The following is a 25722-nucleotide window of genomic DNA, read 5'->3' as shown; positions in this document are numbered from 1 at the left end:
GGCGCGGTGCTGGGATGGCCTGATGCTCGATGATGTGCCGGTGGTCGTGGACCGGGGGCGGTACCAGGACGCCGTGACCCCGTGGGAGGACCGGCCCTGGCGGGCCGAGGCCCTCGGCTGGGCCGTGGACGTACTGGCCCGCCGGGGTCTCGGGCCTGCGGGGGAGTGGCGGGTGCGGCTGCGCCCGTGGTCCGTGCTCGTACGCCTGCCCGTCGCGGGCGGACGAGAGGCGGTCTGGTTCAAGGCCAATCCGCCCGGCAGCGCCTTCGAGGGGGCGCTCACCGAGGCCCTCGCCCGGTGGGTGCCGGGGCACGTGCTGGAACCGCTGGCGGTGGACGCCCGGCGCGGCTGGGCGCTCCTCCCCGACGGGGGACCGCTCTTCCGCGACGTCCTCGCGCGGGGTGCCGCCAGAGCCGGTGACTGGGAGGAACTGGTGCGCCAGTACGCGGCCACGCAGTACGCCCTCACCCCGCACACGGCGGAGATCACGCGGCTGGGCGTCCCCGCCGTCCCCGTCACCTCGCTCCCCGGCGTCCTCGACCGCCTCGACGCCACCCCACTGGACGATCGCGAACGCGCGCGCCTGCGAGAACTGCGCCCGCGGCTGCCGGACTGGTGCGCGGAACTGGCGTCCCTCGGCGTCCCGGACTCCCTGGACCACGCCGACCTCCACGACGGCCAGGTGTTCCGGCCCCGGCCGGGCCGCTTCACCTTCTTCGACTGGGGCGACGCCCTCGTCTCCCACCCCTTCGCGGGCCTGACCGTCCCCGCCCGCCGGGCCCGCGAGGACCACGGGCCCGGGATACTTCCCCGCCTGCGCGACGCCTACCTGGAGCCCTGGACGGGCGCCGGCCGGAGCACGGCCGACCTGCGGCGCGCGGTGAGCCTCGCCTGGCGGCTCAGCGCCCTCGGCCGCGCCGCCGCCTACGGCAGGCTGTTCCCCACCACGTCCGGCACCACCGGTGCCGCCACCGCGGAGGCGGGCGCACGCTGCCTGCTCGAACTGCTCGACGACCCGCCGCTCTGACGCCGCCCCGTCCGCGGAGCCCGGCCGTTGTCAGTGGCGGATGCGAGGCTGCCCGTCATGGATGAAGTGGAGTTCATGCGGGGCAGGGTCTACGGCGCCGACCACGACAGCCCCGGACCACGCGCCGGACGCGTCTACGCGCACCTCGTGGGCGGCCCCCTGGACGGCCTCCTCCTGGACGTCACGGACCTCACCGACCCGGAGCGCGCCCGGCCGGTCGCGCTGGCGACCGAGATCGGGCGCTACGGCGCGGGCGGCCGCTCCGCGTACGCGCCGAGGCCGGGGGACCCGCGCCGCTTCGACTGGCGCGGCGACGTGCCCTGATCCACCCCCTCGTCCGCGACGGCTCCCGTCGCGGCCGACCCCTCTCCGAACGCCTGCGACTGCGCGGTCAGTGCGGCGAGCAGCCAGTCGTGCGCCGCCCCGGGCGTCGGCTCGGGCCTGGCACCCGACGGCGTTCGCACCCGCGAGACCAGTTCCCAGTAGCTGTCGAGACGCGGATCGGCGGCGAGCTGCCCGGCCAGCCCGCTCCGGAAACCCGGGGTGTCCCGGACCCCGTACGCATCCGAGTACGCGGCGACGAAACCGTCCAACGCCTCGCCAGGTCGCGGCTCCCGGCCCCGGCGCAGGTGCGCACCGGCCAGCTCGTAGGCCTCCGCCAGCCCGGCGTACAGCACCGCCGCCCCCCGCGCCCCGGCGGCACGGTGCGCCTCCGGCTGCGGCTGCGCGCCACCCGGACACGGGGCGAGCGTGAGGGCGTTGAGACGCGCGAAGGCCAGCAGCTGGTCCGGCGACGGGTCGTCGGGCGGCTGCGGCACCGCGACGTCCAGGAAGGCTCCGGACGCCGGGGCCGGCATCCGCGCCGGCAGCCAGCCGCGCCAGAACCGGACCAGCGGCACCGTGCTCGGCGGCAGCGACAGGGCGCCGATGAGCCGCAGCCGCCCCGCCCGCTCGCCCGGCGGACACTCCTGCACCAGCCGCAGCGCCGCCTCCCGCCAGCGCATCGCCCGCAACTGCGAGCCCAGTTCGCTCAGCCGCCCCGCGACGGCCTCCTCCAGCACCCCGCCCGCGCCACCGGGGACGTCCTCTCCGTCCTCCTCGTCGAGCACCCGGCGCACCTCGGGCACGGACAGGCCGAGTGCGCGCAGGGAGCGGATCAGCCGCAGCCGGTCCAGTGCCCCGGGACCGTAGCGCCGGTGTCCGCCCGCGCTGCGGGAGGCCTCAGGGAGCAGGGCGCGGTCCGAGTAGAAGCGGACCGTCTTGACCGTGACACCCGCCCGCTCGGCGAGTTCGCCGATGCCGCACAGGCCGTCGTCCGGAACGAGCACTTGAACCTCCCTCAGGGGGAGTTCCTACCGTACCCGCGACGCAACCGGACCCCCGCGACGAGGGAGCGACCATGACCACCTTCATCCTGGTGTCGGGCCTGTTCACCGGCACCCACGTCTGGCAGGACACCGCCGCCCGCCTGACCGCCGCCGGCGCTCGGGCGCACACCGCAGCCCTCACCGGGCTCGACGGACCCCGCTCGGCGCGGCACGCCGACGTCGACCTGGAGACCCACATCGCGGACGTACTCGCGGTCGTCGACGCGGTGGAGACCGGTCCGGACGGCAAGGTCGTCCTGGTAGGCCACGACTACGGCATCCACCCCGCGGTCGGTGCCGCCGACCGCCGCCCGGACCGGGTGGCCCGGATCGTGCACCTCGACTCGGGCCTGCCGCGGGACGGCGTCCCGGCCCTGGCCGCCGTGCCCGACCAGTCCCTGCGCGAGCGGATGGCCGGCCCGGCGGCCGGGGACGGACGGGCGGACGGAGTGCTGGCGCCCCCGGCCCACGACGAATGGCCCCGCTGGGGCAGCACCGAGGGCGTACCCGCGGCCTCGCTGGACCGGCTCACCGCCCTCGCCGCGCCGCAGCCGCTCGGCACCCTGCTCCAGCCGCTGCGGCTGACCGGCGCCGCCGGCACCCTGCCCTCCACCGGTGTGCTCTGCACCGGCAACGGCAGCAGCATCGACCTGATCCAGATGCTGGTGGGCCTCGGCGACCCGGCGCTGCGCACCCTCACCGACCCCCGCGTGACGTTCTTCGAACTCCCCACCGGACACTGGCCGATGCTCTCCCGCCCCGCCGAACTGGCCGACGTGCTGCTGCGCGCGGCGGCCGGCGAGGGGCACCGGCTGACATCCGTCGACGCCGACGAACACCCCGCGCACCTCAGGCCGTTCCTGCTGGACGTCCCCGAAGTCCCCCGGGAGCGGCACGGCCGCGTCGACCTCCACCTGCCCGCCGCCGAAGAGCCCCGGCCGGCCGTGGTGTTCGTGCACGGCGGACCGGTGCCCGCCGACGCCGTCCCGACCCCCCGCGACTGGCCGGGCCTGACCGGGTACGCCCGGTACGCGGCCGAACGGGGGGCGGTCGGCGTCCTCCTCGACCACCGCCTGCACGACCTGGGCGACCACGACCGCGCCGCCGCCGACGTCGCCGCCGCCGTCGAACTGGTGCGGGACCACCCGCGCGTGGACGCCGGCCGGATCGCGCTGTGGTTCTTCTCCGGCGGCGGCCTGCTCGCCGCCGACTGGCTGGCCGCGCCCCCGCCGTGGCTGCGCTGCCTCGCCGCGACCTATCCGGTCCTCGCCCCGCTGCCCAACTGGGGGCTGTCCGGCACCCGTTTCCACCCGGCGCGCGCGGTGGCCGGCGCCGGGGCGCTGCCCCTCGTACTCACCCGGGTGGGACGCGAGATGCCCGAGATCGCCGCCACCGTCGAGGAGTTCCTGACGGCGGCCCGGGACCGCGGGGCGGACCTGGAGGTGGTCGACGTACCGCACGGCCACCACGGATTCGAGACCGTCGACCACACCGACGAGGCGCGCGCGGCGATCCGGCACGCCATGCGGGCGGTACTCCGGCACACCTTCGGGCCGGCCGCCCACGGCCACCAATCCGCCCGCCGCCCGGCGCCGGATTACCGGCGTGAGTGACGACGAGAAGACCCCGCGCAAGCCGCCGGCCGCCCGCTGGACCCGCCTCGGACTGGGGGCGCTGAGCGGTCTGCTGGCGGGCGGCGCGGCCCTCGGTGTCGCCGAGTTGACGGCGGCGGCGGTGCGCCCGCAGGCCGGCCCGGTCGTCGCGGTCGGCGGCGCCGCCATCGACCGGACGCCGACCGCGGTCAAGGACTGGGCGATCCGCTCCTTCGGCACCAACGACAAGCTCGTCCTCCAGTTCGGCATCCTCGCCGTCCTGACGCTGATCGCCCTGGCCCTCGGCGTGCTCGCCCTCCGCCACCGGCGCACCGGCGCCGCGGGCGTCCTGGTCTTCGGCGTCGTGGGCGCCGCCGCGGCGCTGAGCAGGCCCGACTCCGCCGGCACCCCGGACGCCCTGCCCTCGGCGCTGGGCGCGGTGGCCGGCGCGGTGCTGCTGTACTTCCTCGTCGGCCGCCTGCCCGCACGGGGCGGGGACGCGCCCGCGGGACAGGACGGCGCATGGGACCGGCGCCGCTTCGTGATCGCGGCGACCGCCGCTGCCGCCGCCTCGGCCGGCGCCGGCGTACTCGGGCGGGCCCTGGGCGGCGCGGACGGCCGGGAGGCGGTCGCCTCCCGCAACGACATCACCCTGCCGAAGCCCGCCTCACCCGCGCCCGCGGTACCCCGCCGCGCCCAGGTGCGGGTCGACGGCACCAGCTCCTTCTTCACCCCCAACAGCGACTTCTACCGCGTCGACACGGCCCTGGTGGTCCCCAAGGTGGACGCGACGGCCTGGGAGCTGCGGATCCACGGCAAGGGGGTCACCCGGGAGAGGACGCTGACCTTCGACGACCTGCTGCGGCGCGAGCTGATCGAGCGCGACATCACCCTCACCTGCGTGTCCAACGAGGTCGGCGGCCCCTACGTGGGCAACGCCCGCTGGATCGGCGTCCGGCTGGCCGACCTGCTGGAGGAGTGCGGAGTGCGGCCGCCGTCGGCGGGCGGCAGGGCCGACCAGCTGGTGGCCCGCTCCACGGACGGCATGACCATCGGCAGCCCGGTAGAGGACGTCATGGACGGCCGCGACGCGATGCTCGTCGTCGGCATGAACGGCCAACCGCTGCCTTTCGAGCACGGATTCCCGGTCCGCATGCTCGTGCCCGGCCTCTACGGCTACGTCTCCGCCTGCAAGTGGATCGAGGACATCGAGCTGACGACGTTCGACGACTACGACTCGTACTGGGTCAAGCGCGACTGGGCCCGCGAGGCCCCGATCAAGACCCAGTCCCGGATCGACACACCGAAGCCCTTCGCGCGGCCCGGCGCGGGCACGGTGATGGTCGCCGGTGTCGCCTGGGCCCAGCACCGCGGCGTCGACAAGGTCGAGGTCCGCGTCGACGACGGGCCCTGGGAGGAGGCGACCCTGGCGGCCGAGGACTCGCGCGACACCTGGCGCCAGTGGTCCTACGCCTGGAAGGCCGCCAAGGGCGGTCACACCCTGACCGTGCGGGCCACCGACCGCACCGGCGAGGTGCAGACCGAGAAGCGCACGAAGACCGTGCCGGACGGCGCGAGCGGATGGCACTCCGTGGTGGTGACGGTGGACTGACCGCGCGCGTCAGCCACCCGCCGCCCGCGCCGCCCGCAGCCGCGCCGCCGTGTGGTCGAGCAGCATCTCCAGCGCGCCCGGATAGGCGCTGTGCGGCATCCGCCGGGCCAGCAGCGGAGCCGTGGCGGCGATGTGCGGGTGCGACGACGCCGGCAGCCGCGCGTACGTGGTGGCCCACATGCCCTCGTCGGCCGTGCGGCTCTCCTCCGTCAGCGCGAGCGCCCCGGCGTCGAGCGCCGCGAAGGCCAGGCTCTGGTCGATGAAGGTGTGGTAGATCCGGGCGGCGTCCTCGTCCGGCAGACCGGCGCCGCGCAGGATGCCCAGGATCGTCTCGTCCACCGCGATCTCGCGCGGACGCCCGGTGACTCGGCTCGCGGTGAGCACGGCGGCCTGCGGGTGCGCCAGGTAGGCCGCGTGGACGGCGAGACCCAGCGCCCGCAGGTCGTCGCGCCACCGGCCGGTCGCCGCCCAGCTCCCCAGCGCCCGGCCCATCAGCTCGTCGCCGATCGCCCGCGTCAGGTCGTCCATCCCCGCGAAGTACCGGTACAGCGTGCTCGGATCCGCGCCCAGCGCGAGGCCCAGGCGCCGGGCGGTCAGCCCGCCGCCGCCGTGCTCCCGCAGCAGGCGCAGCGCCGTGTCCACGATCAGCGCCTCCGACAGCACCGTGCCCTGCCGGGTCGGCCGCCGCCTGCGGCGCGCCTCGTCCCGTACCACCGGCTTGGGCATCGCACTCCTCCTCGTCGCGCCGCCCTCCGCGGCCTTATGCCAACACGGTTGACCTTACCGTTCGGGCTCCCGTTCCATCGGGGGTACCCGGGAGGCGCCCGTCTTCCGTGACGAGCCAGAAAGGTGTCCGACATGCGTGTACTTCTCGTCGGCGCGGGCGGTGTCGGTACCGCCGTCACCAGGATCGCCGCCCGCAGGGGTTTCCTGACCCACATGGTCGTGGCCGACTACGACCTCGCCCGCGCCGAGGCCGCGGTCGCGGCGCTCGGTGCCGACGGCGACCGCTTCAGCGCCGCGCGGCTGGACGCCTCGGACGGCGGGGCGGTACGCCGGATGCTCGCCGAGCAGCGCTGCGACGTCCTCCTGAACGCGACGGACCCGCGCTTCGTGATGCCCCTGTTCGAAGCCGCCCTCGCCGCCGGAACCCACTACCTCGACATGGCGATGTCGCTCTCCGTCCCGCACGCCTCCCGTCCGCACGAGGAGTGCGGCGTGAAGCTCGGCGACGACCAGTTCGCGCTGACCGGCCGCTGGGACGAGTCCGGCCGGGTCGCCCTGGTCGGCATGGGCGTGGAGCCGGGCCTGTCCGACGTCTTCGCCCGGTACGCCGCCGACGAACTCTTCGACGACATCGAGGAGATCGGTGTCCGCGACGGCGCGAACCTCACCGTCGAGGGTTACGACTTCGCGCCGTCCTTCAGCATCTGGACCACCATCGAGGAGTGCCTCAACCCGCCGGTCGTCTTCGAGAAGGACCGCGGCTGGTTCACCACCGCGCCGTTCAGCGAGCCCGAGACCTTCGACTTCCCCGAGGGCATCGGCCCCGTCGAGTGCGTGAACGTCGAGCACGAGGAGGTGCTGCTGATCCCGCGCTGGGTGGACGCGCGGCGCGTGACCTTCAAGTACGGCCTCGGCGAGGACTTCATCTCCAAGCTGCGGACCCTGCACGAACTGGGACTGGACTCGACCTCGAAGGTGACCGTGCCCGGCGAGGACGGACCCGTGCGCGTCTCCCCGCGTGACGTGGTCGCCGCCTGCCTGCCCGACCCCGCCACCCTGGGCGACCGGATGACCGGCAAGACCTGCGCCGGTACCTGGGTCAGGGGCACCCGGGACGGCGCGGCGCGCGAGGTGTACCTGTACCACGTGGTCGACAACGAGTGGTCGATGCGCGAGTACGGCTCACAGGCCGTCGTCTGGCAGACCGCCGTCAATCCGGTCGTCGCCCTGGAACTCCTCGCCACCGGCGCCTGGCAGGGCACCGGGGTCCTCGGCCCCGAGGCCTTCCCGCCGCGTCCCTTCCTCGACCTGCTCACCGAGTACGGCTCGCCCTGGGGCCTGCGCGAGGAGGGCTGAGCGCCCGGAGGCCGGCGGCGTGAGGGAGGTCACCACCGTCCCTCACCAGGAGACCTCGCGGACACCGGCCTGGCTCTGGGGCCGCGTGGTCGCGGTGATCTCCGACCGGTGCCGGCTCGCGGAGAACGTCACCGTGAGGTTCTGCGGCTCGGTCTGCTCGGTGCTCACCGTGAAGCCCTGGTTGGGCACCGCCGAGATCAGGCACACCCCCGAGCCGCCGAACCGCACGGTCGCCTTGCCGCCCTCCGACGGCACCGTGTAGACGCCCGCGCCTCCCTCCTCGCACCCCGGGTCCACGCCGCCCGACGTCGGGCGCGCCGAGGTGGCGGGCGCCGTGGGCGTCGGGGTCGCGGCCGGGCTCGGCGGCCTCGTCGTCGTGCGGGACGGGGACGGGCTGGGCCTGCGGCTGGTCGCCGACGGGCTGGGGGAGGGCTTCGCGGTCCTGGACGGCGCCGGCGCGGGGGAGGCCGGGAGCTCCTTCGGCGCCGACTGCGCGACCGGTGCCGTCGGCCGGGTCGAACCCACCACGAAGTGGATCGTGATGATGACGGCCGTGACACTGGCCGCGGTGCACGACAGCCAGATGATCAGGTAGCGCAGGAGGCGGGACACGACACCATAGTGACGGACCGGCTAACGTGCCTGCCCATGGCCTCCGTACTCGTCGTCGAGGACGACCCCGTGATCCGGGCCGCGCTGATCGAGGTCCTGACCGGGCACGGCTACGCCGTGAAGACCGCGCACCAGGGCTTCGAGGCGCTGCGCGACATCACCCAGAGCCCGCCGGACATCGTCGTGCTCGACCTCGGGCTGCCCGACCTCGACGGGCTCGACGTGCTGCGCATGATCCGCGGCATCTCCCGCGTGCCCGTGCTGGTCGCCACCGCCCGCGACGACGACACCGAGGTCATCCGGCTGCTCAACGCGGGGGCCGACGACTACATGGTCAAGCCCTTCTCCGGCGGCCAGCTCGCCGCCCGCCTCGCCGCCGTACTGCGCCGCTCGGCACCCGCCGACGTCCGGGCGGCTCGCCGGCCGGTGCTCCAGGTCGCCGACCTGCGCATCGACGCCACCGCCCGCACCGCGCACCTCGCCGGACGGGAACTGCCCCTCACCCGGCGCGAGTTCGACCTCCTCGCCTACCTCGCCGCCAACGCCGACCAGGTCATCTCCCGGCAGCGGATCCTCTCCGAGGTGTGGCAGCAGCCGTACGTGGAGGACCAGACGGTGGACGTCCACCTCTCCGCACTCCGGCGCAAACTGGGCGAGAAGGCGCGCAAGCCCCGCTACCTGCACACCGTGCGCGGTATCGGCATAAAGCTGGTCAGCTCACCATGAGACGTGCCCTCGCCGGGATCGCCCTGGCCGTCACCTCGATGGTGGCGCTGTCGTTCCTCATCCCACTCGCCCTGCTCGTGCGCGAACAGGCCCGCGACCGGGTCACCACCGCCGCCGAGCAGCGCGCCTCCGCCCTGTCGCCGGTGCTCGCGCTCACCACCCGGCGCGCGGACGTGCAGCAGGCCGTCGCCGAGCTGGGCTCGTCCGACCAGCTCGTGGTGCGCCTGCCCGACGGCGGCTTCGTCGGCACCCCGCACGCCCCCGAGAGCGCCCTCGACCGGGCCGTGCGGGGCCGCGAGACGCTGGCCGTCGACACCGACGACGGCTGGGTCTACCTCCAGCCCGTCGTCCTGCGCGGCGACCGGGTCGCGGTCGTCGAGGCCTACGTGCCCGCCGCCGACCTCACCCGGGGCGTCGCCGCCTCCTGGGGCGTCATGGCCCTGCTCGCCCTCGGCCTGGTGGGCGGCTCGGTGCTCGTCGCCGACCGGCTCGGCGCCCGCGTCGTGCGCTCCTCGCGCGGCCTCAAGCGGGCCTCGCTCGCCCTCGGCTCCGGAAACCTGGACGTGCGCGTGGAACCGGACGGGCCGCCCGAGCTGCAGGAGGCCGGTGTGGCGTTCAACAGCATGGCCGACCGGGTCGTGGACCTGCTCGCCGTCGAACGCGAACTGGTCGCCGACCTCTCCCACCGGCTGCGCACCCCGCTGACCGCCCTCTACCTGGAGGCCGACCGCATGGGCGCCACCCCGAGCGCCCGGCGGGTCACGGAGGCGGCCGGCCAGCTGGAGAGCGAGCTGGACGCCATCATCGCGGCGGCGCGCACCCCGCTGGCGTCGGTACGGTCCGGCGGCCCGGCGGCCGGCGCGGGCAAGCCGTGCGACGTCGCCGAGGTGGTCGCCATGCGGCTCGACTTCTGGTCCGTCCTCGCCGGCCAGCAGGGCCGGGCCTACCAGCGCTCCCTGACCCCGCGCCCGGCGCCCGTCGCCTTCCCCGAGGACGACCTCGCGGCGGTCGTCGACGCGCTGATCGGCAACGTCTTCCGGCACACCCCGCAGGGCACCGCGTTCGTGGTGCGGGTGGAGCGGGAGGGCGGGCACGTGTTCCTGACCGTCGACGACGCCGGGCCGGGCGTGGCGGACCCCGAGGCGGCGCTCACCCGGGGCGTCAGCGTCGGCGGCTCCACCGGGCTCGGGCTCGACATCGTGGCCCGTGCGGCCCGCGCGGCGGACGGGGAACTGACGATCACCCGCGCGCCGCTGGGCGGCGCGCGGGTGCGGGTATCCTTCGCACTGGCCGGCGCCGGCGAGGGCGCCCAGCGCTGAGGCGGATCAGCGGCCGGTGCCGAAGTCCTGCGTCCACCAGGGGCCGCCGTCGCCGAAGTGGACGCCGACGCCCAGCTCCTTGAAGGAGCAGTTGAGTATGTTCGCGCGGTGGCCCTCGCTGTTCATCCACGAGTCCATCACCGACGCCGCGTCCGCCTGACCGCGCGCTATGTTCTCACCGAGCGTGGACCACTGGTAACCGGCGGCCTCCACGCGGCTCGCCATCGTCGAGCCGTCCGGACCCGTGTGGGACATCACGCCGCTGCTCGCCATGACGTCGCTGTAGTCGTCCGCGGCCCGGGTCAGCCTGTCGTTGGCGGTGACCGGCGAGCAGCCCGCGGCGGCCCGCTCCTCGTTCACCAGCGCCAGCACCTGGGCCTCGGGCCCGCCCGAGCCGCCGGATCCCGAGCCGGAGCCCGACCCCGTGCCGCCGCCCGTGCCGCCGTCCGAGCCCGTACCGCCGCCCGACGAGCGGTCGCCGCCGCCCTTCGCGGTCGCCCGCTCGGGCGTACGGGAGGCGGGAGCGGCCGCCTTCGCGGTGCCGCTGGACGGGCTCGCCGTCTTCGTCGGCTTCTTCTTCGCCTCGGGGCTCCTGCTGGGCGAGGGGCTCGCCGTGACGCTCGGGCTCGCCGACGGCGACGTCAGGGGCGACGCCTCGCCCGCCGCCTCCTCGGCCTCCGCCGCCTGCCCGGCGGCGTTCGCGCTCACCCGGTCCGAGGCCCCGTCGTCGCCGTCCGCGACGGCCAGCGTGATCCCCACGCCCGCCGTCAGCGTGACCGCGCCGAGCACCAGCGCGGTACCGCGGGTCCGGAGCCCGCCGCGGGGGCGGGCGTGGGAGCGGGACGGGCGAGCGGCTCGGCGGGAACCCATACGCAGGACACCTCGGCTTGTCTGTCGTCGGTCGGAAACCCCGCACCCGGACCCGGTGGACGCGACCGCGCCCACCGGGACTGTGGGGGGTGTCCGAGAGCCTAGGACCCGAACGGCGGTGAAACGGCCGTTCGAAGGTCATCTTCAGAAAGCCTTAAAAGAGCCGCCAAACTCCGCTGAGGTGAGGAGCCGGTCCCGGGGTAGGGGGAAGAGACACCCGAAGGAGGAGTGTCATGACCACGTACGTCATCTCGGTGCCGGGTACGTTCACCGGCGCCGTACCGGACGTCACGAAGGACCGGCTGGCCCGGGCGCTGCGCCCGGCCGACCCGCACCGCACCCACCTGGGGGACGAGGAGGACCTCGACGCCCTGTCGGTCAACGACGACGGCACCTTCACCATGCGCCTCACCGTCGAGGCGGACTCCCGCGCCCACGCGGAGGGCCGGGCACAGGAGGTGGCGGACTCCGCCCTGCGCGCCGCCGGGCTCGACCGCGACAGTGTGCCGCTCGGGCCCTCGGTCGTCACCGGGATCGACTCCGACGTGTGAACCCGCCCCCGGAGACCCCCGGGTCTTGAGTGGCCCGGCTCACATGGCGTACCGGAGGTGGCGCCGACACGATGGTCTCGTCACCCGGCAGGCTGAAGGGATCAAGAATGTTCCGCAAGGTGCTGGTCGCCAACCGCGGTGAGATCGCGATCCGCGCGTTTCGGGCGGGCTACGAGCTCGGCGCGCGCACCGTCGCCGTCTTCCCGCACGAGGACCGCAACTCGCTGCACCGGCTCAAGGCCGACGAGGCCTACGAGATCGGGGAGCCGGGGCATCCGGTGCGCGCGTACCTCTCCGTGGAGGAGATCGTCCGGGCGGCGCGGCGGGCAGGCGCCGACGCCGTGTACCCCGGCTACGGATTCCTGTCGGAGAACCCCGAGCTGGCCCGTGCCTGCGAAGAGGCCGGCATCACCTTCGTCGGACCCGACACCGGGATCCTGGAACTGACCGGGAACAAGGCCCGCGCCGTGGCCGCCGCCCGCGAGGCGGGGGTACCGGTGCTCGGCTCCTCCGCGCCCTCCACCGACGTGGACGAACTCGTCCGCGCCGCCGACGGCATCGGCTTCCCGGTGTTCGTCAAGGCGGTCGCCGGCGGTGGCGGGCGCGGCATGCGCCGGGTCGAGGAACCCGGCCAGCTGCGCGAGGCCATCGAGGCGGCCTCCCGGGAGGCCGCCTCCGCCTTCGGCGACTCCACCGTCTTCCTGGAGAAGGCGGTCGTGGAACCCCGCCACATCGAGGTGCAGATCCTCGCCGACGGGCAGGGGAACGTCATCCACCTCTTCGAGCGGGACTGCTCCGTGCAGCGCCGGCACCAGAAGGTGATCGAGCTGGCGCCCGCGCCCAACCTGGATCCCGCCCTGCGCGAGCGGATCTGCGCGGACGCCGTGAACTTCGCCCGGCGGATCGGCTACCGCAACGCCGGCACCGTCGAGTTCCTCGTCGACCGCGACGGCAATCACGTCTTCATCGAGATGAACCCCCGCATCCAGGTCGAGCACACCGTCACCGAGGAGGTCACGGACGTCGACCTGGTCCAGTCCCAGCTGCGCATCGCCGCCGGCGAGACGCTCGCCGACCTCGGGCTCGCGCAGGAGAACATCACCCTGCGCGGCGCCGCCCTCCAGTGCCGCATCACCACCGAGGACCCGGCCAACGGCTTCCGACCGGACACCGGCCAGATCAGCGCCTACCGCTCACCCGGCGGCTCCGGCATCCGGCTCGACGGCGGCACCACCCACGCCGGTACGGAGATCAGCGCCCACTTCGACTCGATGCTGGTCAAACTCTCCTGCCGCGGGCGGGACTTCACCACCGCCGTGAACCGCGCCCGGCGCGCGGTGGCCGAGTTCCGCATCCGCGGCGTCGCCACCAACATCCCCTTCCTCCAGGCGGTCCTGGACGACCCCGACTTCCAGGCGGGCCGGGTCACCACCTCGTTCATCGAGCAGCGCCCGCACCTGCTCACCGCCCGGCACTCCGCCGACCGCGGCACCAAGCTGCTGACCTACCTCGCCGACGTCACCGTGAACAAGCCGCACGGTGAGCGCCCCGAGCTGATCGACCCGATGACCAAGCTGCCGGCCGTGCCCGCCGGCGAACCCCGGGCCGGATCGCGGCAACTGCTGGCCGAACTGGGCCCCGAGGGCTTCGCGCGCCGGCTGCGGGAGGCGTCCACCATCGGCGTCACCGACACCACCTTCCGCGACGCGCACCAGTCGCTGCTCGCCACCCGGGTGCGCACCAAGGACATGCTCGCCGTCGCCCCGGTGGTCGCCCACACGCTGCCCGAGCTGCTCTCCCTGGAGTGCTGGGGCGGCGCCACCTACGACGTGGCGCTGCGCTTCCTCGCCGAGGACCCCTGGGAGCGGCTGGCCGCCCTGCGCGAGGCGGTGCCCAACATCTGCCTCCAGATGCTGCTGCGCGGCCGCAACACGGTGGGCTACACCCCCTACCCGACCGAGGTGACCGACGCCTTCGTGCAGGAGGCCGCTGCCACCGGCATCGACATCTTCCGCATCTTCGACGCCCTCAACGACGTCGAGCAGATGCGGCCCGCCATCGAGGCCGTACGGCAGACGGGCACGTCCGTCGCGGAGGTGGCCCTCTGCTACACCGCCGACCTGTCCGACCCCGCCGAGCGGCTCTACACGCTCGACTACTACCTGCGGCTCGCCGAGCAGATCGTCGACGCGGGCGCCCACGTCCTCGCGATCAAGGACATGGCCGGACTGCTGCGCGCCCCGGCCGCGGCGACCCTGGTGTCCGCGCTGCGCCGGGAGTTCGACCTGCCGGTGCACCTGCACACCCACGACACCACCGGCGGCCAGCTCGCCACCTACCTGGCCGCCGTCCAGGCCGGCGCGGACGCCGTGGACGGTGCGGTCGCGTCCATGGCCGGCACCACCTCGCAGCCGTCCCTGTCGGCGATCGTGGCCGCCACCGACCACACCGACCGGCCCACCGGCCTGGACCTCAGGGCCGTCGGCGACCTGGAGCCGTACTGGGAGAGCGTCCGCAAGGTCTACGCCCCCTTCGAGGCGGGCCTCGCCTCCCCGACCGGCCGGGTCTACGACCACGAGATCCCCGGCGGGCAGCTCTCCAACCTGCGCACCCAGGCCATCGCGCTCGGGCTCGGCGACCGCTTCGAGGACATCGAGGCGATGTACGAGGCCGCCGACCGGATGCTGGGCCGCCTGGTGAAGGTCACGCCCTCCTCCAAGGTGGTCGGGGACCTGGCCCTGCACCTGGTGGGCGCCGGCGTCTCCCCGGCCGACTTCGAGGCGGAGCCCGACCGCTTCGACATCCCCGACTCGGTCGTCGGCTTCCTGCGCGGCGAACTGGGCACCCCGCCCGGCGGCTGGCCCGAGCCGTTCCGCACCAAGGCGCTGCGCGGGCGGGCCGAGGCCAAGCCGGTGCCTGAGCTGAGCGCCGACGACCGGGAGGGGCTGGACAAGGAGCGCCGGGCGACCCTCAACCGGCTGCTCTTCCCCGGCCCGGCCCGCGAGTTCGACACGCACCGCTCGTCCTACGGCGACACCAGCGTGCTGGACAGCAAGGACTTCTTCTACGGGCTGCGCCCGGGCAAGGAGTACACGGTCGACCTGGACCCGGGCGTCCGGCTGCTCATCGAACTCCAGGCGGTCGGCGACGCCGACGAACGCGGCATGCGCACCGTGATGTCCTCGCTCAACGGGCAGATCCGGCCCATCCAGGTCCGCGACCGCTCGGCGGCCTCCGACGTCCCGGTCACCGAGAAGGCGGACCGCACCGACCCCGGTCACGTCGCGGCGCCCTTCGCGGGTGTCGTGACGCTCGCCGTAGCCGAGGGCGACGAGGTGGAGGCCGGTGCCACCGTGGCCACCATCGAGGCGATGAAGATGGAGGCCACGATCACCGCCCAGAAGGCCGGCACGGTCACCCGCCTCGCCATCAACCGCATCCAGCAGGTCGAGGGCGGCGACCTGCTCGTGCAACTCGCCTGACCCGGCGGATGCACCCGCGCGCCCGGGGCCCACCCCCGTGCGCGCGGGTGCACCGCGTCCTACCTCCCGGTCACGGGAACTGCGTGACCTTGGACGGCACGGTGCTCGTCCCCGACGTGGGTGCGCCGGTGTCGTTGATCACGTGGCGGTACTGGCCCATGCCGCCGAGCGAGATCACCTGGAGGTTGCGCATCCTGACGCCCGGCTTGACCGGCACCTGGAACCCGTGGTGCTGGACGATGCCCGGATCGGACGTGTAGTTGCAGTAGCTGCCCAGGGCCACCGCCTCGTGCTCGTTCACCGAGTCGGCGACCTTGTAGGCCGCGTAGCCGACGATGCCGTCGTGGGTGATGGCGGCCTCGTTCGGGGCGTCGTACGCCTTCTCGTTCTGGAAGAAGATGGTCCGTCCGCGCTCGCCGCTCCAGTAGACGTCGTACTTGTTGAAGTGCTCGACGAACAGTCCCGTCGCGAGGACGTCGTCGCCGTTGACGCGCAGGCCGTAGTCGGCGCGGTTGGTCTCCCAGCCGACCCCCTCGCCGTGGTCGGCCCGCCAGATCCAGGTGTGGTCGATCAGCACGTCGTCGCTGTTGACCACGACGGAGTCGGTGGCCCGGCCCGGGCCCGCGCCGCCGATGCGGATGAACACGTCCTGCATGGTGGTCGGGTTGGCCGCGTGGTCCGCGCTCGAACCGGGCGCCCCGATGCGCAGCAGCGTCTGGGAGTTCTGCGGCCCGGCGTCGATCAGGAAGCCCGCGAGCCGCACGCCGTCCACGTCGGCCACGTGCATGGCGTCGACGCCGCCGTCCGGGATGATCGTGGCCAGGCCGAGCCCCAGCACGACGGTGTTGGCGCGGTCGACCTCGATGGTCTTGTCGATGTGGTAAACCCCGGGCGTGAACAGCAGGTTGAGACCCTGGTCGAGCGCGGCGTTGATGGTCGTGGCCGTCGCGCCCGGCTTGACCACGTAGAACTGGCTGAGCGGCAGGGAGGTGCCGCCGGCGTTGGCGGGCCAGGACACCCCGCGGGCGTTGGTCCGCTTCGCGGGCACCCGCACCTTGTACTCGTTGCCGTCCAGGTAGAGGAACGGCTTCTCACGGGAGATCGGCGTCGTGTCCAGCGTGGTGTAGGGGCCGGTCTCGAAGTTGCTCGCGGGCGCGCCCTCGACGCCGGTGAAGGTCATGTTCCAGACGCCGTTGGTCCAGCCGCCCACCGAACTGTCGCGGGTGTACCACTGCTGCTGGGAGTACGGGCCCACCGTGCCGTCGACCTTCGAGTCGGCGATGTAGCCGCCGGAGGCCCAGCCGTAGCCGTTGGGCGCGAGGTTGAGGCCGCCCTGCACGTGGATGCGGCGGAAGGGCGCCGCCTGGGCCACCGCCCAGCGGTTGGTGCCGCTCACGGGCCGGATCGCGAGGTTCTCGGCCGAACGCCAGAAGTTCTGGGTGGCGTTGCCGTTGAACCAGCCGGCGTCCACGGTGATGTCGCCGTTGAGCTGGACGTCGTCGGGGTTGAGGCCCAGACCGGAGACCGAGGTGTAGAAGCCGAGCTGGGCGTTGATGCCGTTGTAGGTGCCCGGCTTCAGCAGGAACTGGTAGCGCCCGCTGCCGAACTGGGCCGACTCCTGCTGGGCGAAGACCTGGTCGAAGCGCTGCTGGAGGTTCGGGGTCGAGGGGTCCACGACGATGACGTTGGGACCGAGGTCGCCGCCGCCCTCGACCGGGGGAGTGCCGGTGGTGCCGGTGTGCACGGCGAACTCCCAGAGCGAGTAGCCGTAGCCGGTCGCCCGCGCGGTGCCGTACACGCGGACGTAGCGGCCCGAACCGCTGACGTCGTAGGAGGCCTTGCCGCCGGTGCCGCCCGTGACGCTCTTCAGCGTCCGCCAGCTCTGCCCGTCCGAGGAGGCCTCGATCCGGAAGTCCTTGGCGTACGCGGCCTCCCAGTTCAGGTCCACCTTGCACAGGTCGCGAACCGAGCCGAGGTCGACGCGCAGCCACTGCGGGTCCGCGGCCTGGCTGGACCAGCGGGTGCCGGCGTCGCCGTCGAAGGCCGCGGCGGCGGGCGTCCCGGCGTTCTCGACGGAGGAGGCGGAGGCGGGACGGCCGCGCGCGGCGTCGGCGCTGTCGCAGGAGCCGGGGGCGGTACCGCCGGCGGTGCCGAAGACCTGGAACTCCCAGAGGGAGTAACCCCAGTTCGTGGCCCGGTGGACGCCCTGCATGCGGACGTACCTGCCCTGGCCCGAGAGGTCCAGCGTGTCGGTGCCGCCGTCGCCGCCGGTGACCGTCTTCGCGTCGGTCCAGGTGCTCCCGTCCGGGGAGAGCTGGATCTTGTAGTCCTTGCCGTAGGCCGCCTCCCAGTTGAGGACGACCCTGGTGACGGAGGCGGTGGCGCCCAGGTCGACCTGGAGCCACTGGTCGTCGCTCGCGGCGGACGACCAACGGGTGTTCGCGTCGCCGTCCACGGCGCTGCCGGACGGTGTGCCGGCGTTCTCGGCCGAGGACGAGGTGGCCGTGCGGCCCTGGGAGAGGGGCGTGTCGGCCGCGGTGGCCGTGACGGGTGCGGGAAGGGTGACGAGGGCCGCCGTGGCGGCGAGCGCGACACCCAAGGATCTGAGTCTCATACGTGGGCTTTCTGCGGGTGCGGACAAGGAGGGGCCCAGCGCCAACCGCTGTACGCGGCGGCTTAGTTCAAGGTGTGATTTAAGTAGTGAGGTCTCGATCGGGCAAGAGTCCGGGCAAGACTTCGGGCAAGACGTCCGGACGGCGGCGCCCGTCCGGACCTTCCCGTCAGGCCGTCGGCGGCACGAAGGCCCCCGCCCGGGCGGCCGCCGCGGCCGCCTCCGCCGCCCGGTCGGCCGCGGCCTCGTCGAGCGGGTCGCCGGTGGTCAGCAGGCGGTAGTAGAGGGGGGCGGAGACGGCGCGGATCACCTCGCGGGTGTCGGTGGCCGCCGGCAGCTCGCCGCGCTCCACGGCCTGGCGGACGCAGGGCTCCCACTCCGCGACTCGGACCTCGTAGAACCGGTGCAGGGCGGCCGCGGTCTGCGGATCGCAGGTCGCGGCGGCCAGGACCGCCTTGAACAGGGCGCCCTGGCGCGGGTCGGCGAGGGTGCGCCGCACCAGCCGGGCGTTGGCCCGCAGGTCGCCGAGAAGCGAGCCGGACTCGGTGCGCGGCAGCGACTGCTCGGCCATGTCCGCGAGCAGGTCCGCGACCAGGGAGGCCGGGGTCCCCCAGCGGCGGTACACCGTCGTCCTGCCCACCTCCGCGCGGCGCGCCACGTCGGCGAGGTCGAGGCCCGCCAGCCCGTGCTCCGCGAGTGCGTCCCCGGCCGCCCGGAGCACCGCGGAGCGCACCCGTGCGGTGCGGCCTCCGGGGCGGACGCTGCCGGGGCCGGTGCTCTCGGATGTCATAACGGGACTCCTGTTCCATTAATGGGCCTGACGGTGCTAGCCTGTGCGGCATGTTAACGGAACGAAAGTCCCGTTAAAAGCTGCCGTTGTGCCGCGACGCGACGCCGCGGCCGGACGAGGGGATGCGGTTGTGGAATACAGGAGACTGGGCGCCTCCGGACTCATGGTCCCGGCACTGAGCTTCGGGGCGGGCACCTTCGGCGGGCGCGGAGAGCTGTTCGGCGCCTGGGGCGACACGGACGCCGCCGAGGCGCGCCGGCTCGTCGACATCTGCCTGGAGGCGGGGGTGAACATGTTCGACACGGCCGACGTCTACTCCGCGGGCGCCTCGGAGGAAGTCCTCGGCGCCGCCGTCAAGGGCCGCCGCGACCAGGTGCTGCTCTCCACCAAGGCGGGCCTGCCGACCGGCGACGGACCGGCGGACGCCGGCACCTCGCGGGCCCGGCTGATCAGGGCCGTGGACCAGGCCCTGCGCCGGCTCGGCACGGACTACATCGACCTCTTCCAGCTCCACGCCTTCGACGCGGGCACCCCGGTCCACGAGGTGCTGGCCACCCTCGACGACCTGGTCCGCGCCGGGAAGATCCGCTACACCGGCGTCTCGAACTTCAGCGGCTGGCAGCTGATGAAGTCGCTCGCCGACGCGGACACCCGCGGACACCAGCGCTACGCCGCGCACCAGGTCTACTACTCCCTCGTCGGACGGGACTACGAGTGGGAGCTGATGCCGCTCGCCGACGACCAGGGGGTCGGGGCCGTCGTCTGGAGCCCGCTCGGGTGGGGACGGCTGACCGGACTGATCGGCCGCGGCCGGCCCCTGCCCGCGGGCAGCCGGCTGCACGCCACCGCCGACTACGGGCCGCCGGTCGCGGACGACCTCCTGTACCGGGTGACGGACTGCCTCGACGCGCTCGCCGAGGAGACCGGCCGGACCGTCCCCCAGATCGCCGTCAACTGGCTGCTGCGGCGCCCGACCGTCTCCTCGGTCCTCATCGGCGCCCGCAACGAGGAGCAGCTCCGGCAGAACCTCGGCGCCGTGGGATGGTCGCTGACCGAGGAGCAGGTGGCCAGGCTGGACGCCGCGAGCGCCAAGACCGCCCCCTACCCGTACTTCCCCTACGAGCGCCAGGAGGGCTTCGCCCGGGTCAATCCGCACCCGCTGCGCCGGACGTCCGGCGGCGTGCGCGCCCCCGCCGTCGGCTGACCTGTGGTTCCGGCGGGCGGACCGCGTCGTTGTCAGTGTGTTGCCGCAGAATGCGGGTAACCGAGATCAACACCGGCCGGACCGGGTAGGCGGTCTCGAGTCACTGACCTGGAAGGGCCATTGCCGATGCCGCTTCACGCCGTCCGACCGCGGACCACCGCCTCCCGCGCGACCGCGCGCCACACCCCGATGGGCCAGGGTGAGGCCGAGGTCCTGCGGATAGTCGCCGACGCGCGCACCCCCGTCTTCGTCACCGTGCGCGAGGGCGGGCGGCGCAGATACAGCTACTGGCGCCCGCTGGACTCCACCACCGGCCGGGGCGGCTGCTACGTCGCGCTGCCCACCGCCGACTGCGACGCGCTGCACGCCGCCGGTCGGATCACCCTCGGCGACCCCGTCGCCGACCCGGCGCGGACCACGTACCGCGTGCGCGCCACCCGCACCCCGATGGCGGCCGTGCGCGTGCTGCCCCGACGGGTGAGTGCCGCGTGAGCCGGGACGGCGCCGAGCGCGACGAGGCGGCACGGCACGACGGCTCCGGGGCCGGGCGCGACGACGCGGCCGAGGGCTCCACCGAGAGGGATCTCCTCGACGGCCTGCGCATCGACGAGCGCCGGCCCGAGAAGCCGGTCCTCCTCAACGCCGACCGGACCCCCATCGACACCTGGCGGGAGAACCACCCCTACGACCGCAAGGTGCGCCGGAGCGACTACGAGCGGGAGAAGCGGGTCCTGCAGATCGAGCTGCTGAAGATGCAGCGCTGGGTCAAGGAGTCCGGGCAGCGGATCGTCGTCCTGTGCGAGGGGCGCGACGCGGCCGGCAAGGGCGGCACCATCCAGCGCTTCACCGAGCGCCTCAACCCCCGCGGCGCGCGCGTGGTCGCGCTGGACAAGCCGACCGAGCGGGAGGCCGGCCAGTGGTACTTCCAGCGCTACGTCTCCCAGCTCCCCGCCCGCGGCGAGATCGTCTTCTTCGACCGCTCCTGGTACAACCGGGCGGGCGTCGAGCGCGTCATGGGATTCTGCACCGAGCCCGAGTACCGCGCCTTCCTCGAACAGGCGCCGCTGTTCGAGCGGATGCTCACCGATGACGGCATCCTGCTGGTGAAGTTCTGGTTCTCCGTCTCCCGGGCAGAGCAGCGCACCCGGTTCGCGATCCGCCGGGTCGACCCGGTCCGCCGCTGGAAGCTGTCGCCCACCGACCTCGCCTCGCTCGACCGCTGGGACGACTACACCGCTGCGAAGGTCGACATGTTCCGGGCCACCGACACCGAGCACGCGCCCTGGACGGTGGTCAAGAACAACGACAAGCGCCGCGGCCGGCTGGAGGCGATGCGCAGCCTGCTGGACCGCTGCGACTACCCGGCGAAGGACCAGCAGGCGGTGGGCCGGCCCGACCCGCTGATCGTCGGCGCCGCCGACACCCTGCTGGAGGCCGACGAGGAACCGGCCGACCTCTCGCCGACCCCCCTCGCCGACCACGGCGACGGCCCCGGGCTGCACCCGGAATCGAAGGACTGAGACGGGCCGGACGGCGGCCCCTCGGAAGCAGAGCCTCCGAGGGGCCGCCGACGCCCGGTGCTCGATGCCGCCGGACGCTCAGTGCTCCAGCGGGGCGCGCAGCGACGGGTCCGAGGCCGCCCGCCACACCTCGGGCAGCTCGCGCTGCCGCGCCTCCGCCGCCGCCCGCTCCCTGCCGTGCAGCAGCCCCCAGGTGAAGGCCGACTCGCCCGCGCCGTGGGCCTTCACCGCCAGCGCCCGCAGCGCCTCCTGGGCGACGACCGCGTCCTGGTGGTCGCCGAGCACCTTCTGCACCTTCTTGGCCCGCTTGCCGAGCCGGCCGACCGGCTTGCCGAGGGCGGGGCGGGCGACCTCGGCCGCGTAGCGCACCTTCTTGGCCGCCTTGCGCGCCTCGTGCAGCGCCGTCGCCCGTGCCGGGCCCGCCTCCTGCTCGAAGGCGTGCTCCATGCGTCCGGCCAGACGCCCGTACTCCTTGAGTACCGCGGCGGCCATCGTCCGGGCCGGCTTCCCCGAGGCCCTGGCCCGCAGCGGCGGCTCCCGCAGCAGGGCGTCCAGCGCGTCCAGCAGCCGCAGGTAGCGGGGCGTGTCCAGGGCCTCGCGGGTCCGGGTCAGGGCGTCGCCGCCGCGGGAGACGTCCCACACCCGCAGCCGGGCGGCGACGGGGCCCAGCACCAGGTCCTCGGGCAGCTCGTCGAGCGCGCCGCCGATGCGCTCGCGCAGCACCTCCTGATCCCGCGCCACCCCCAGCTCGCCCGCCAGCCACTTCAGTTCCGCCCGCAGCGGATCGGTGGTCCGCCGGTCGAGCACCGACCGGTACGAGCGCAGGCAGCTGCGCAGCCGCCGGCAGGTGACGCGCATCCGGTGCACGGCGTCGGGCAGGTCCCGGCGGACCGCGGGGTCCAGCGCCACCAGGGCCTCGACCTGCTCGCGCAGATACCCGAGCACGTACGACCCGGGGGAGGCGTGCACCACCTCGACCGGACTCGGCACCTCGCGCGCCGCCCCCGAACCGGTGTCGCGCAGGGCCCGGGAGAGCTTGGAGGGGCTGTCGGACCGCACGACGCCCTTCTTGCGCAGCTTCTTCTCCACACGGTCCAGCAGCTCGGTGCCCGCCGCCTGCCCGTCCGGTCCGTCGCCGTCGGCGAGTTCGACCTCCAGCTCGCTCCACTCGGCGCGGCCGCCGCCGGTCAGCAGCGAGTCGGCGCGCACGTCGTCGAGGCTCAGCTCGGCGAGCACCGCGCCCCGGGCGTCGCGCAGGTGCCGCACCACCCGCCTGGAACGGATCCGCACCACCGGACGCAGCCGTGCGCCCCGGGTACGGGAGAGGACCAGCGCGCGCAGCGCCTCGGGCACCTCGTCCGACAGCGGCGCCCGCACCTCCTCCCGGGTGTCGCCGGTCAGCGGCAGCTTCAGGTGCCAGCCCGCGTCCGCGCCGCCCGTGCGGCGGCGCAAGGTGACCGAGGCTCCGGCCAGCCGCAGGTCGGCGGTGTCGTGGTACACCGCGTCGAGCTTCTCGGACGCGGCCTCCGTCACCGAGGCGACCGGGCCGGTTCCGGTGAGATCGGGCAGCCCGCCGACGCCGCGGGTGGCGGGCTCGTACTTGCGTTCTGTCTCTCGCTTCGACTGGGTCATGTTGAGTCCTTGGACGGGATCCGGCGGATCAAACGGGTTCCCTGTCCGGCCGTCCCTAGCCGCCGCGGACGAGCCAGGGCCCCGGATCCGTGTAATACCCGTCGAGGACCACCTCGAAGTGGAGGTGCGGACCGGTGGACAGGCCGGTGGAGCCGACCCGTCCGATCGGTGTCCCCGCCTCCACCGACTGCCCGACGGCGCTCTCCAGGACCGACAGGTGGCTGTACGTCGTCTCCAGCCGCTTTCCCTGGATGGTGCCGTGGTCGACCACGACGCGGTTGCCGTACGCCCGGGTGTGCGCGGCGAACACCACCCGGCCCCGGCGCGCCGCGACGACCTGCGCACCCTGCGGTGCCGCGAAGTCCACGCCGGTGTGCAGCTTGGTCACGCCGGTCAGCGGATGCTCGCGCGACCCGTAGGGCGAGGTGACGGTGAGCGGGCTGACCGGCGCGGTCAGCAGGGCACCCGCCGCCCCGCCCGCACCCGCGGGGTCCTCCCGGTCGAGCGCCTCGTAACGCGGCAGCAGGGCGCGCACCTCCGCCAGATAGGTCTCCGCCTCCGCGGGCACGCGCCCCGCCTTCCGCACGGCGTCCGTCCCGGTCGCGTAGGCGGCGAGGGTGAGGTCCACGAGATCGCCGTTGACACGCCCCTCGGTGCGCAGCTCGGTCACCTCCCCGGCCAGGGAGCAGTCCCGCCGGCCCAGCGCCATGATGGCGTCCGCCGGGTCGCGCGGCGAGGACGTGCCGCTGCCGTCGTCGTCCTTGCCCCAGGCCCGCCACTCGGAGTCGGTGAAGGCGGCGATGCCCTTCTGTCCCGACAGTTCGTCCGTGTCGTCGCTCCAGCCGGAGAGCTGGTCGATCTGGGCGGCGAGCACCGACGGGTCGAGGACGGTGCAGGCCGAGGCCGCCTTGCGCAGCCACGGGACGTAGGAGGGGTCGACGTCGACGTCCGCGGCGGACTTCGAGCCGGAGTCGTCGGGCCAGGGGGTCGGCAGTCCGCCCGTCAGCGCGAGGAATCCGGCCACCCCGATCACCGTCACGAGGGCCGGCAGCAGCAACAGCGTGAAGGGTCCCGGACCCCGGCGCTTGCGTTTCCGTTTCTCCGGCCGCGCGGACTCCTCCGGCTGCTCCGGCGGTTCCCCGTCCGCGGGGCCGGCCGCCTCCGCCACGGTCAGCCGCTCGTCGTTCATCTGGCCGCTCGCCGGGACGTGATGCTCACCCGAGGAAGGTAACGCGGGGGCGCCGGGCGGGTCATGAGACGCCGAGGCAGAGGAAGCTGCCCGAACGGGCAGAACCGGCGCGAACGGGGCGACCGCCGGGGCGCCGGGTCTGGCCGGGCGCGGATTCCTCCGCTAGCTTGCTGGTGCGGCCCCGCGTCATCCCCCGTACGCGGGGCCGCACCAACGCCCAGGCGTCCCGCCGTCCCGCCGTCCCGGCGTCACGCGTCGACCGTGACCACCTCACCGGTACGGCGCGCCAGTTCGGCCGCCCAGACGACCCGGTGCGTCGCCAGGCTGGCGGCCCCGTCCGACGCCAGCGCGCTCGCGTCACCGGTGGCGACCGCGTTCAGGAACGCCTCGACCAGCGCCTCGTCGCCGCCCCCGTGCCCGTCCGCCGCCGAGGCTCCCGCCCCGGCCGCCGTGTCGACCACCGACTCGTCGCCCGTGCGGAAGTCGACCAGCCGGATACTCGTCCCGTCCCCCTCGGCGAAGCCGTGCGTGCCGTGCAGCCGGGTGCGCCGGTGCCCCATCGGCGTGAACGCGCTCATCGTGAACGAGCAGGTGGCCCCGTCCGCGAACTCCATGGCGACCACCTGGTGGTCCACGACGTCGTTGTCGCAGGCGTACACGCAGCGCCCGTAGGGCCCGTCGCGCAGCGCCCGCAGCACGCCCTCCTCGGTGAAGGTGTCCGTCACCGCCGACAGCGGCCAGAACTCCGTGTCCGCGTCGCCCAGGCAGCCCAGGTAGAGCCGCTTCGCCGAGTACGGGCAGTCCGACTCGACCGGGCAGTCCGGGCACCGCGCGGCGGCACCCGCGGGCGCCTCCTCGGCGCGGAAGTGCGTCAGCGACCCGAAGGACGAGACCCGCCGCGGCACGGAGCCCACGAGGTGGACCAGCCAGTCCACGTCGTGGCACGCCTTGGTGAGCAGCATCGGCGCCGAGGTGTCGGCCCGGCGCCAGTTGCCGCGCACGAACGAGTGGGCCTGGTGCCACCAGCCGACCGGCTCCAGGTGCTCCACGCTGACCAGCCTGCCGATCCCGCCGCCGTCCAGCAGGGACTTGAGGGCCCGCGTGTAGGGCGTGTAGCGCAGGACGTGACAGACCGCGAGCGTGATCCCGGCCCGCTCGGCCGCCTCGGCGATGGCCGCCGCCTCCCGCTCCTCCGTCGCCATCGGCTTCTCCAGCAGCAGGTGGTAGCCGAGCCCGGCCAGCCGGACGGCGGGTGCCGTGTGCAGGCGGTCCTGGGTCGCGACCACGGCCGCGTCCGCCAGCCGCTCCCGCCCCGCCAGCTCCTCCCAGCCGGCGTACAGCCGCTCCGCCGGGACGCCGAACTCCCGCGCGGCGGCGGCCCGCCGCGCGGGGTCGGGTTCGGCGACCGCCACCACCTCGCCCGTGCCGGCGGCCAGCGCGTGGCGCGCGTACGTCAGCCCGCGCAGCCCGGCGCCGACCAGGGCCAGCGTCACTCGGGGCATCGCCGTGCCTCCTTCGCGTAGTGGGGTGTCCGTC

General features: G+C 74.2%; 22 protein-coding genes. 13 read left to right on the top strand and 9 right to left on the bottom strand.

Annotated elements, in window-relative coordinates:
* Positions 1–22 precede the first annotated feature (22 nt).
* Both IE108_RS09305 and IE108_RS09300 read left to right on the top strand, forming a co-directional pair.
* A complete protein-coding gene (locus IE108_RS09305; RefSeq protein ID WP_064731315.1) occupies positions 23–1027 on the top strand; it encodes a phosphotransferase in 1005 nt (334 codons plus the stop codon).
* Positions 1028–1084: 57 nt separating this feature from the next.
* Positions 1085–1351, top strand: a complete 267-nt coding sequence (locus IE108_RS09300) for a hypothetical protein (RefSeq protein ID WP_079163771.1) — start codon at positions 1085–1087, stop codon at positions 1349–1351.
* On the opposite strand, the gene IE108_RS09295 is transcribed toward IE108_RS09300, so the two are convergent.
* Complete coding sequence (locus tag IE108_RS09295; protein ID WP_064731317.1) at positions 1270–2355, bottom strand: MerR family transcriptional regulator; 1086 nt, start codon at positions 2353–2355, stop codon at positions 1270–1272. The genes IE108_RS09300 and IE108_RS09295 overlap by 82 nt on opposite strands.
* A 71-nt stretch (positions 2356–2426) precedes the next feature.
* Between IE108_RS09295 and IE108_RS09290 the strand changes: the two genes are divergently transcribed.
* Positions 2427–4007 carry an alpha/beta hydrolase gene (locus tag IE108_RS09290; RefSeq protein WP_064731318.1) on the top strand — a complete coding sequence of 527 codons (1581 nt, stop codon included), beginning with the start codon at positions 2427–2429 and terminating at the stop codon, positions 4005–4007.
* Entirely contained in the window at positions 4000–5598 is a 1599-nt protein-coding gene (locus IE108_RS09285) for a sulfite oxidase (RefSeq protein ID WP_064731319.1), read from the top strand. Before IE108_RS09290 ends, IE108_RS09285 begins: the two co-directional genes overlap by 8 nt.
* Before the next feature lie 9 nt (positions 5599–5607).
* Here IE108_RS09285 and IE108_RS09280 read toward each other — a convergent pair whose 3' ends face one another.
* Entirely contained in the window at positions 5608–6324 is a 717-nt protein-coding gene (locus IE108_RS09280) for a TetR/AcrR family transcriptional regulator (RefSeq protein WP_064731320.1), read from the bottom strand.
* Between the two features lie 132 nt (positions 6325–6456).
* On the opposite strand from IE108_RS09280, the gene IE108_RS09275 reads away from it, so the two are divergent.
* Positions 6457–7680, top strand: coding sequence for a saccharopine dehydrogenase family protein (locus IE108_RS09275; protein WP_064731321.1), 1224 nt, complete (start codon positions 6457–6459; stop codon positions 7678–7680).
* A gap of 42 nt (positions 7681–7722) precedes the next feature.
* Here the strand turns inward: IE108_RS09275 and IE108_RS09270 are convergent, their stop codons facing one another.
* Positions 7723–7977: a hypothetical protein gene (locus IE108_RS09270; RefSeq protein WP_064731322.1), complete on the bottom strand. Its 255-nt coding sequence runs from the start codon at positions 7975–7977 to the stop codon at positions 7723–7725.
* A 37-nt stretch (positions 7978–8014) separates the two neighbouring features.
* On the opposite strand from IE108_RS09270, the gene IE108_RS09265 reads away from it, so the two are divergent.
* From IE108_RS09265 to IE108_RS09255, 3 genes are read left to right on the top strand one after another with little or no spacing between them, the layout of a single operon-like run.
* The gene (locus tag IE108_RS09265; protein ID WP_064731323.1) at positions 8015–8275 is read left to right on the top strand and encodes a hypothetical protein; all 261 of its coding nucleotides are present in this window, start codon (positions 8015–8017) and stop codon (positions 8273–8275) included.
* Between the two features lie 53 nt (positions 8276–8328).
* On the top strand, positions 8329–9018 hold the full coding sequence (locus tag IE108_RS09260) for a response regulator transcription factor (RefSeq protein ID WP_064731324.1): 690 nt from the start codon (positions 8329–8331) through the stop codon (positions 9016–9018).
* Positions 9015–10337, top strand: coding sequence for a sensor histidine kinase (locus IE108_RS09255; RefSeq protein WP_064731325.1), 1323 nt, complete (start codon positions 9015–9017; stop codon positions 10335–10337). The genes IE108_RS09260 and IE108_RS09255 overlap by 4 nt, the downstream gene beginning before the upstream one ends.
* A gap of 6 nt (positions 10338–10343) precedes the next feature.
* Here the strand turns inward: IE108_RS09255 and IE108_RS09250 are convergent, their stop codons facing one another.
* Positions 10344–11207, bottom strand: coding sequence for a CAP domain-containing protein (locus IE108_RS09250; protein ID WP_064731326.1), 864 nt, complete (start codon positions 11205–11207; stop codon positions 10344–10346).
* Between the two features lie 233 nt (positions 11208–11440).
* Here IE108_RS09250 and IE108_RS09245 point away from each other — a divergent pair, with 233 nt between their 5' ends.
* Together IE108_RS09245 and IE108_RS09240 are read left to right on the top strand one after the other, a co-directional pair.
* On the top strand, positions 11441–11758 hold the full coding sequence (locus IE108_RS09245; protein WP_064731327.1) for a hypothetical protein: 318 nt from the start codon (positions 11441–11443) through the stop codon (positions 11756–11758).
* Positions 11759–11865: 107 nt separating this feature from the next.
* The gene (locus IE108_RS09240; protein WP_064731328.1) at positions 11866–15240 is read left to right on the top strand and encodes a pyruvate carboxylase; all 3375 of its coding nucleotides are present in this window, start codon (positions 11866–11868) and stop codon (positions 15238–15240) included.
* 70 nt (positions 15241–15310) lie between these two features.
* Here the strand turns inward: IE108_RS09240 and IE108_RS09235 are convergent, their stop codons facing one another.
* Both IE108_RS09235 and IE108_RS09230 read right to left on the bottom strand, forming a co-directional pair.
* Positions 15311–17854, bottom strand: coding sequence for a discoidin domain-containing protein (locus IE108_RS09235; protein ID WP_064731329.1), 2544 nt, complete (start codon positions 17852–17854; stop codon positions 15311–15313).
* A gap of 166 nt (positions 17855–18020) precedes the next feature.
* Positions 18021–18641, bottom strand: a complete 621-nt coding sequence (locus IE108_RS09230; RefSeq protein WP_064731330.1) for a TetR/AcrR family transcriptional regulator — start codon at positions 18639–18641, stop codon at positions 18021–18023.
* A gap of 130 nt (positions 18642–18771) precedes the next feature.
* Between IE108_RS09230 and IE108_RS09225 the strand changes: the two genes are divergently transcribed.
* The 3 genes from IE108_RS09225 to ppk2 all read left to right on the top strand — a co-directional run bounded on the left by IE108_RS09225 (position 18772) and on the right by ppk2 (position 21365).
* Positions 18772–19845 (top strand): aldo/keto reductase, encoded by a 1074-nt coding sequence (locus tag IE108_RS09225; protein WP_064731331.1) that lies wholly within the window; start codon positions 18772–18774, stop codon positions 19843–19845.
* A gap of 126 nt (positions 19846–19971) precedes the next feature.
* On the top strand, positions 19972–20337 hold the full coding sequence (locus IE108_RS09220) for a hypothetical protein (protein WP_064731332.1): 366 nt from the start codon (positions 19972–19974) through the stop codon (positions 20335–20337).
* The gene (ppk2, locus tag IE108_RS09215) at positions 20334–21365 is read left to right on the top strand and encodes a polyphosphate kinase 2 (RefSeq protein ID WP_064731333.1); all 1032 of its coding nucleotides are present in this window, start codon (positions 20334–20336) and stop codon (positions 21363–21365) included. Before IE108_RS09220 ends, ppk2 begins: the two co-directional genes overlap by 4 nt.
* Positions 21366–21443: 78 nt before the next feature.
* Here the strand turns inward: ppk2 and IE108_RS09210 are convergent, their stop codons facing one another.
* From IE108_RS09210 to IE108_RS09200, 3 genes are all read right to left on the bottom strand, one after another.
* The gene (locus IE108_RS09210; protein WP_064731334.1) at positions 21444–22997 is read right to left on the bottom strand and encodes a CYTH and CHAD domain-containing protein; all 1554 of its coding nucleotides are present in this window, start codon (positions 22995–22997) and stop codon (positions 21444–21446) included.
* A 55-nt stretch (positions 22998–23052) separates the two neighbouring features.
* Entirely contained in the window at positions 23053–24186 is a 1134-nt protein-coding gene (locus IE108_RS09205) for a M23 family metallopeptidase (RefSeq protein WP_064731335.1), read from the bottom strand.
* Between the two features lie 248 nt (positions 24187–24434).
* Positions 24435–25688, bottom strand: coding sequence for a Gfo/Idh/MocA family protein (locus IE108_RS09200; protein ID WP_064731336.1), 1254 nt, complete (start codon positions 25686–25688; stop codon positions 24435–24437).
* Between the last annotated feature and the right edge of the window lie 34 nt (positions 25689–25722).

It is taken from the genome of Streptomyces parvulus (assembly GCF_014648855.1).
GTDB classification, from domain to species: Bacteria; Actinomycetota; Actinomycetes; order Streptomycetales; family Streptomycetaceae; genus Streptomyces; species Streptomyces parvulus.
Note: the sequence above shows the minus strand (reverse complement) of the source record. Positions and strands in the feature narration are given on the sequence as shown.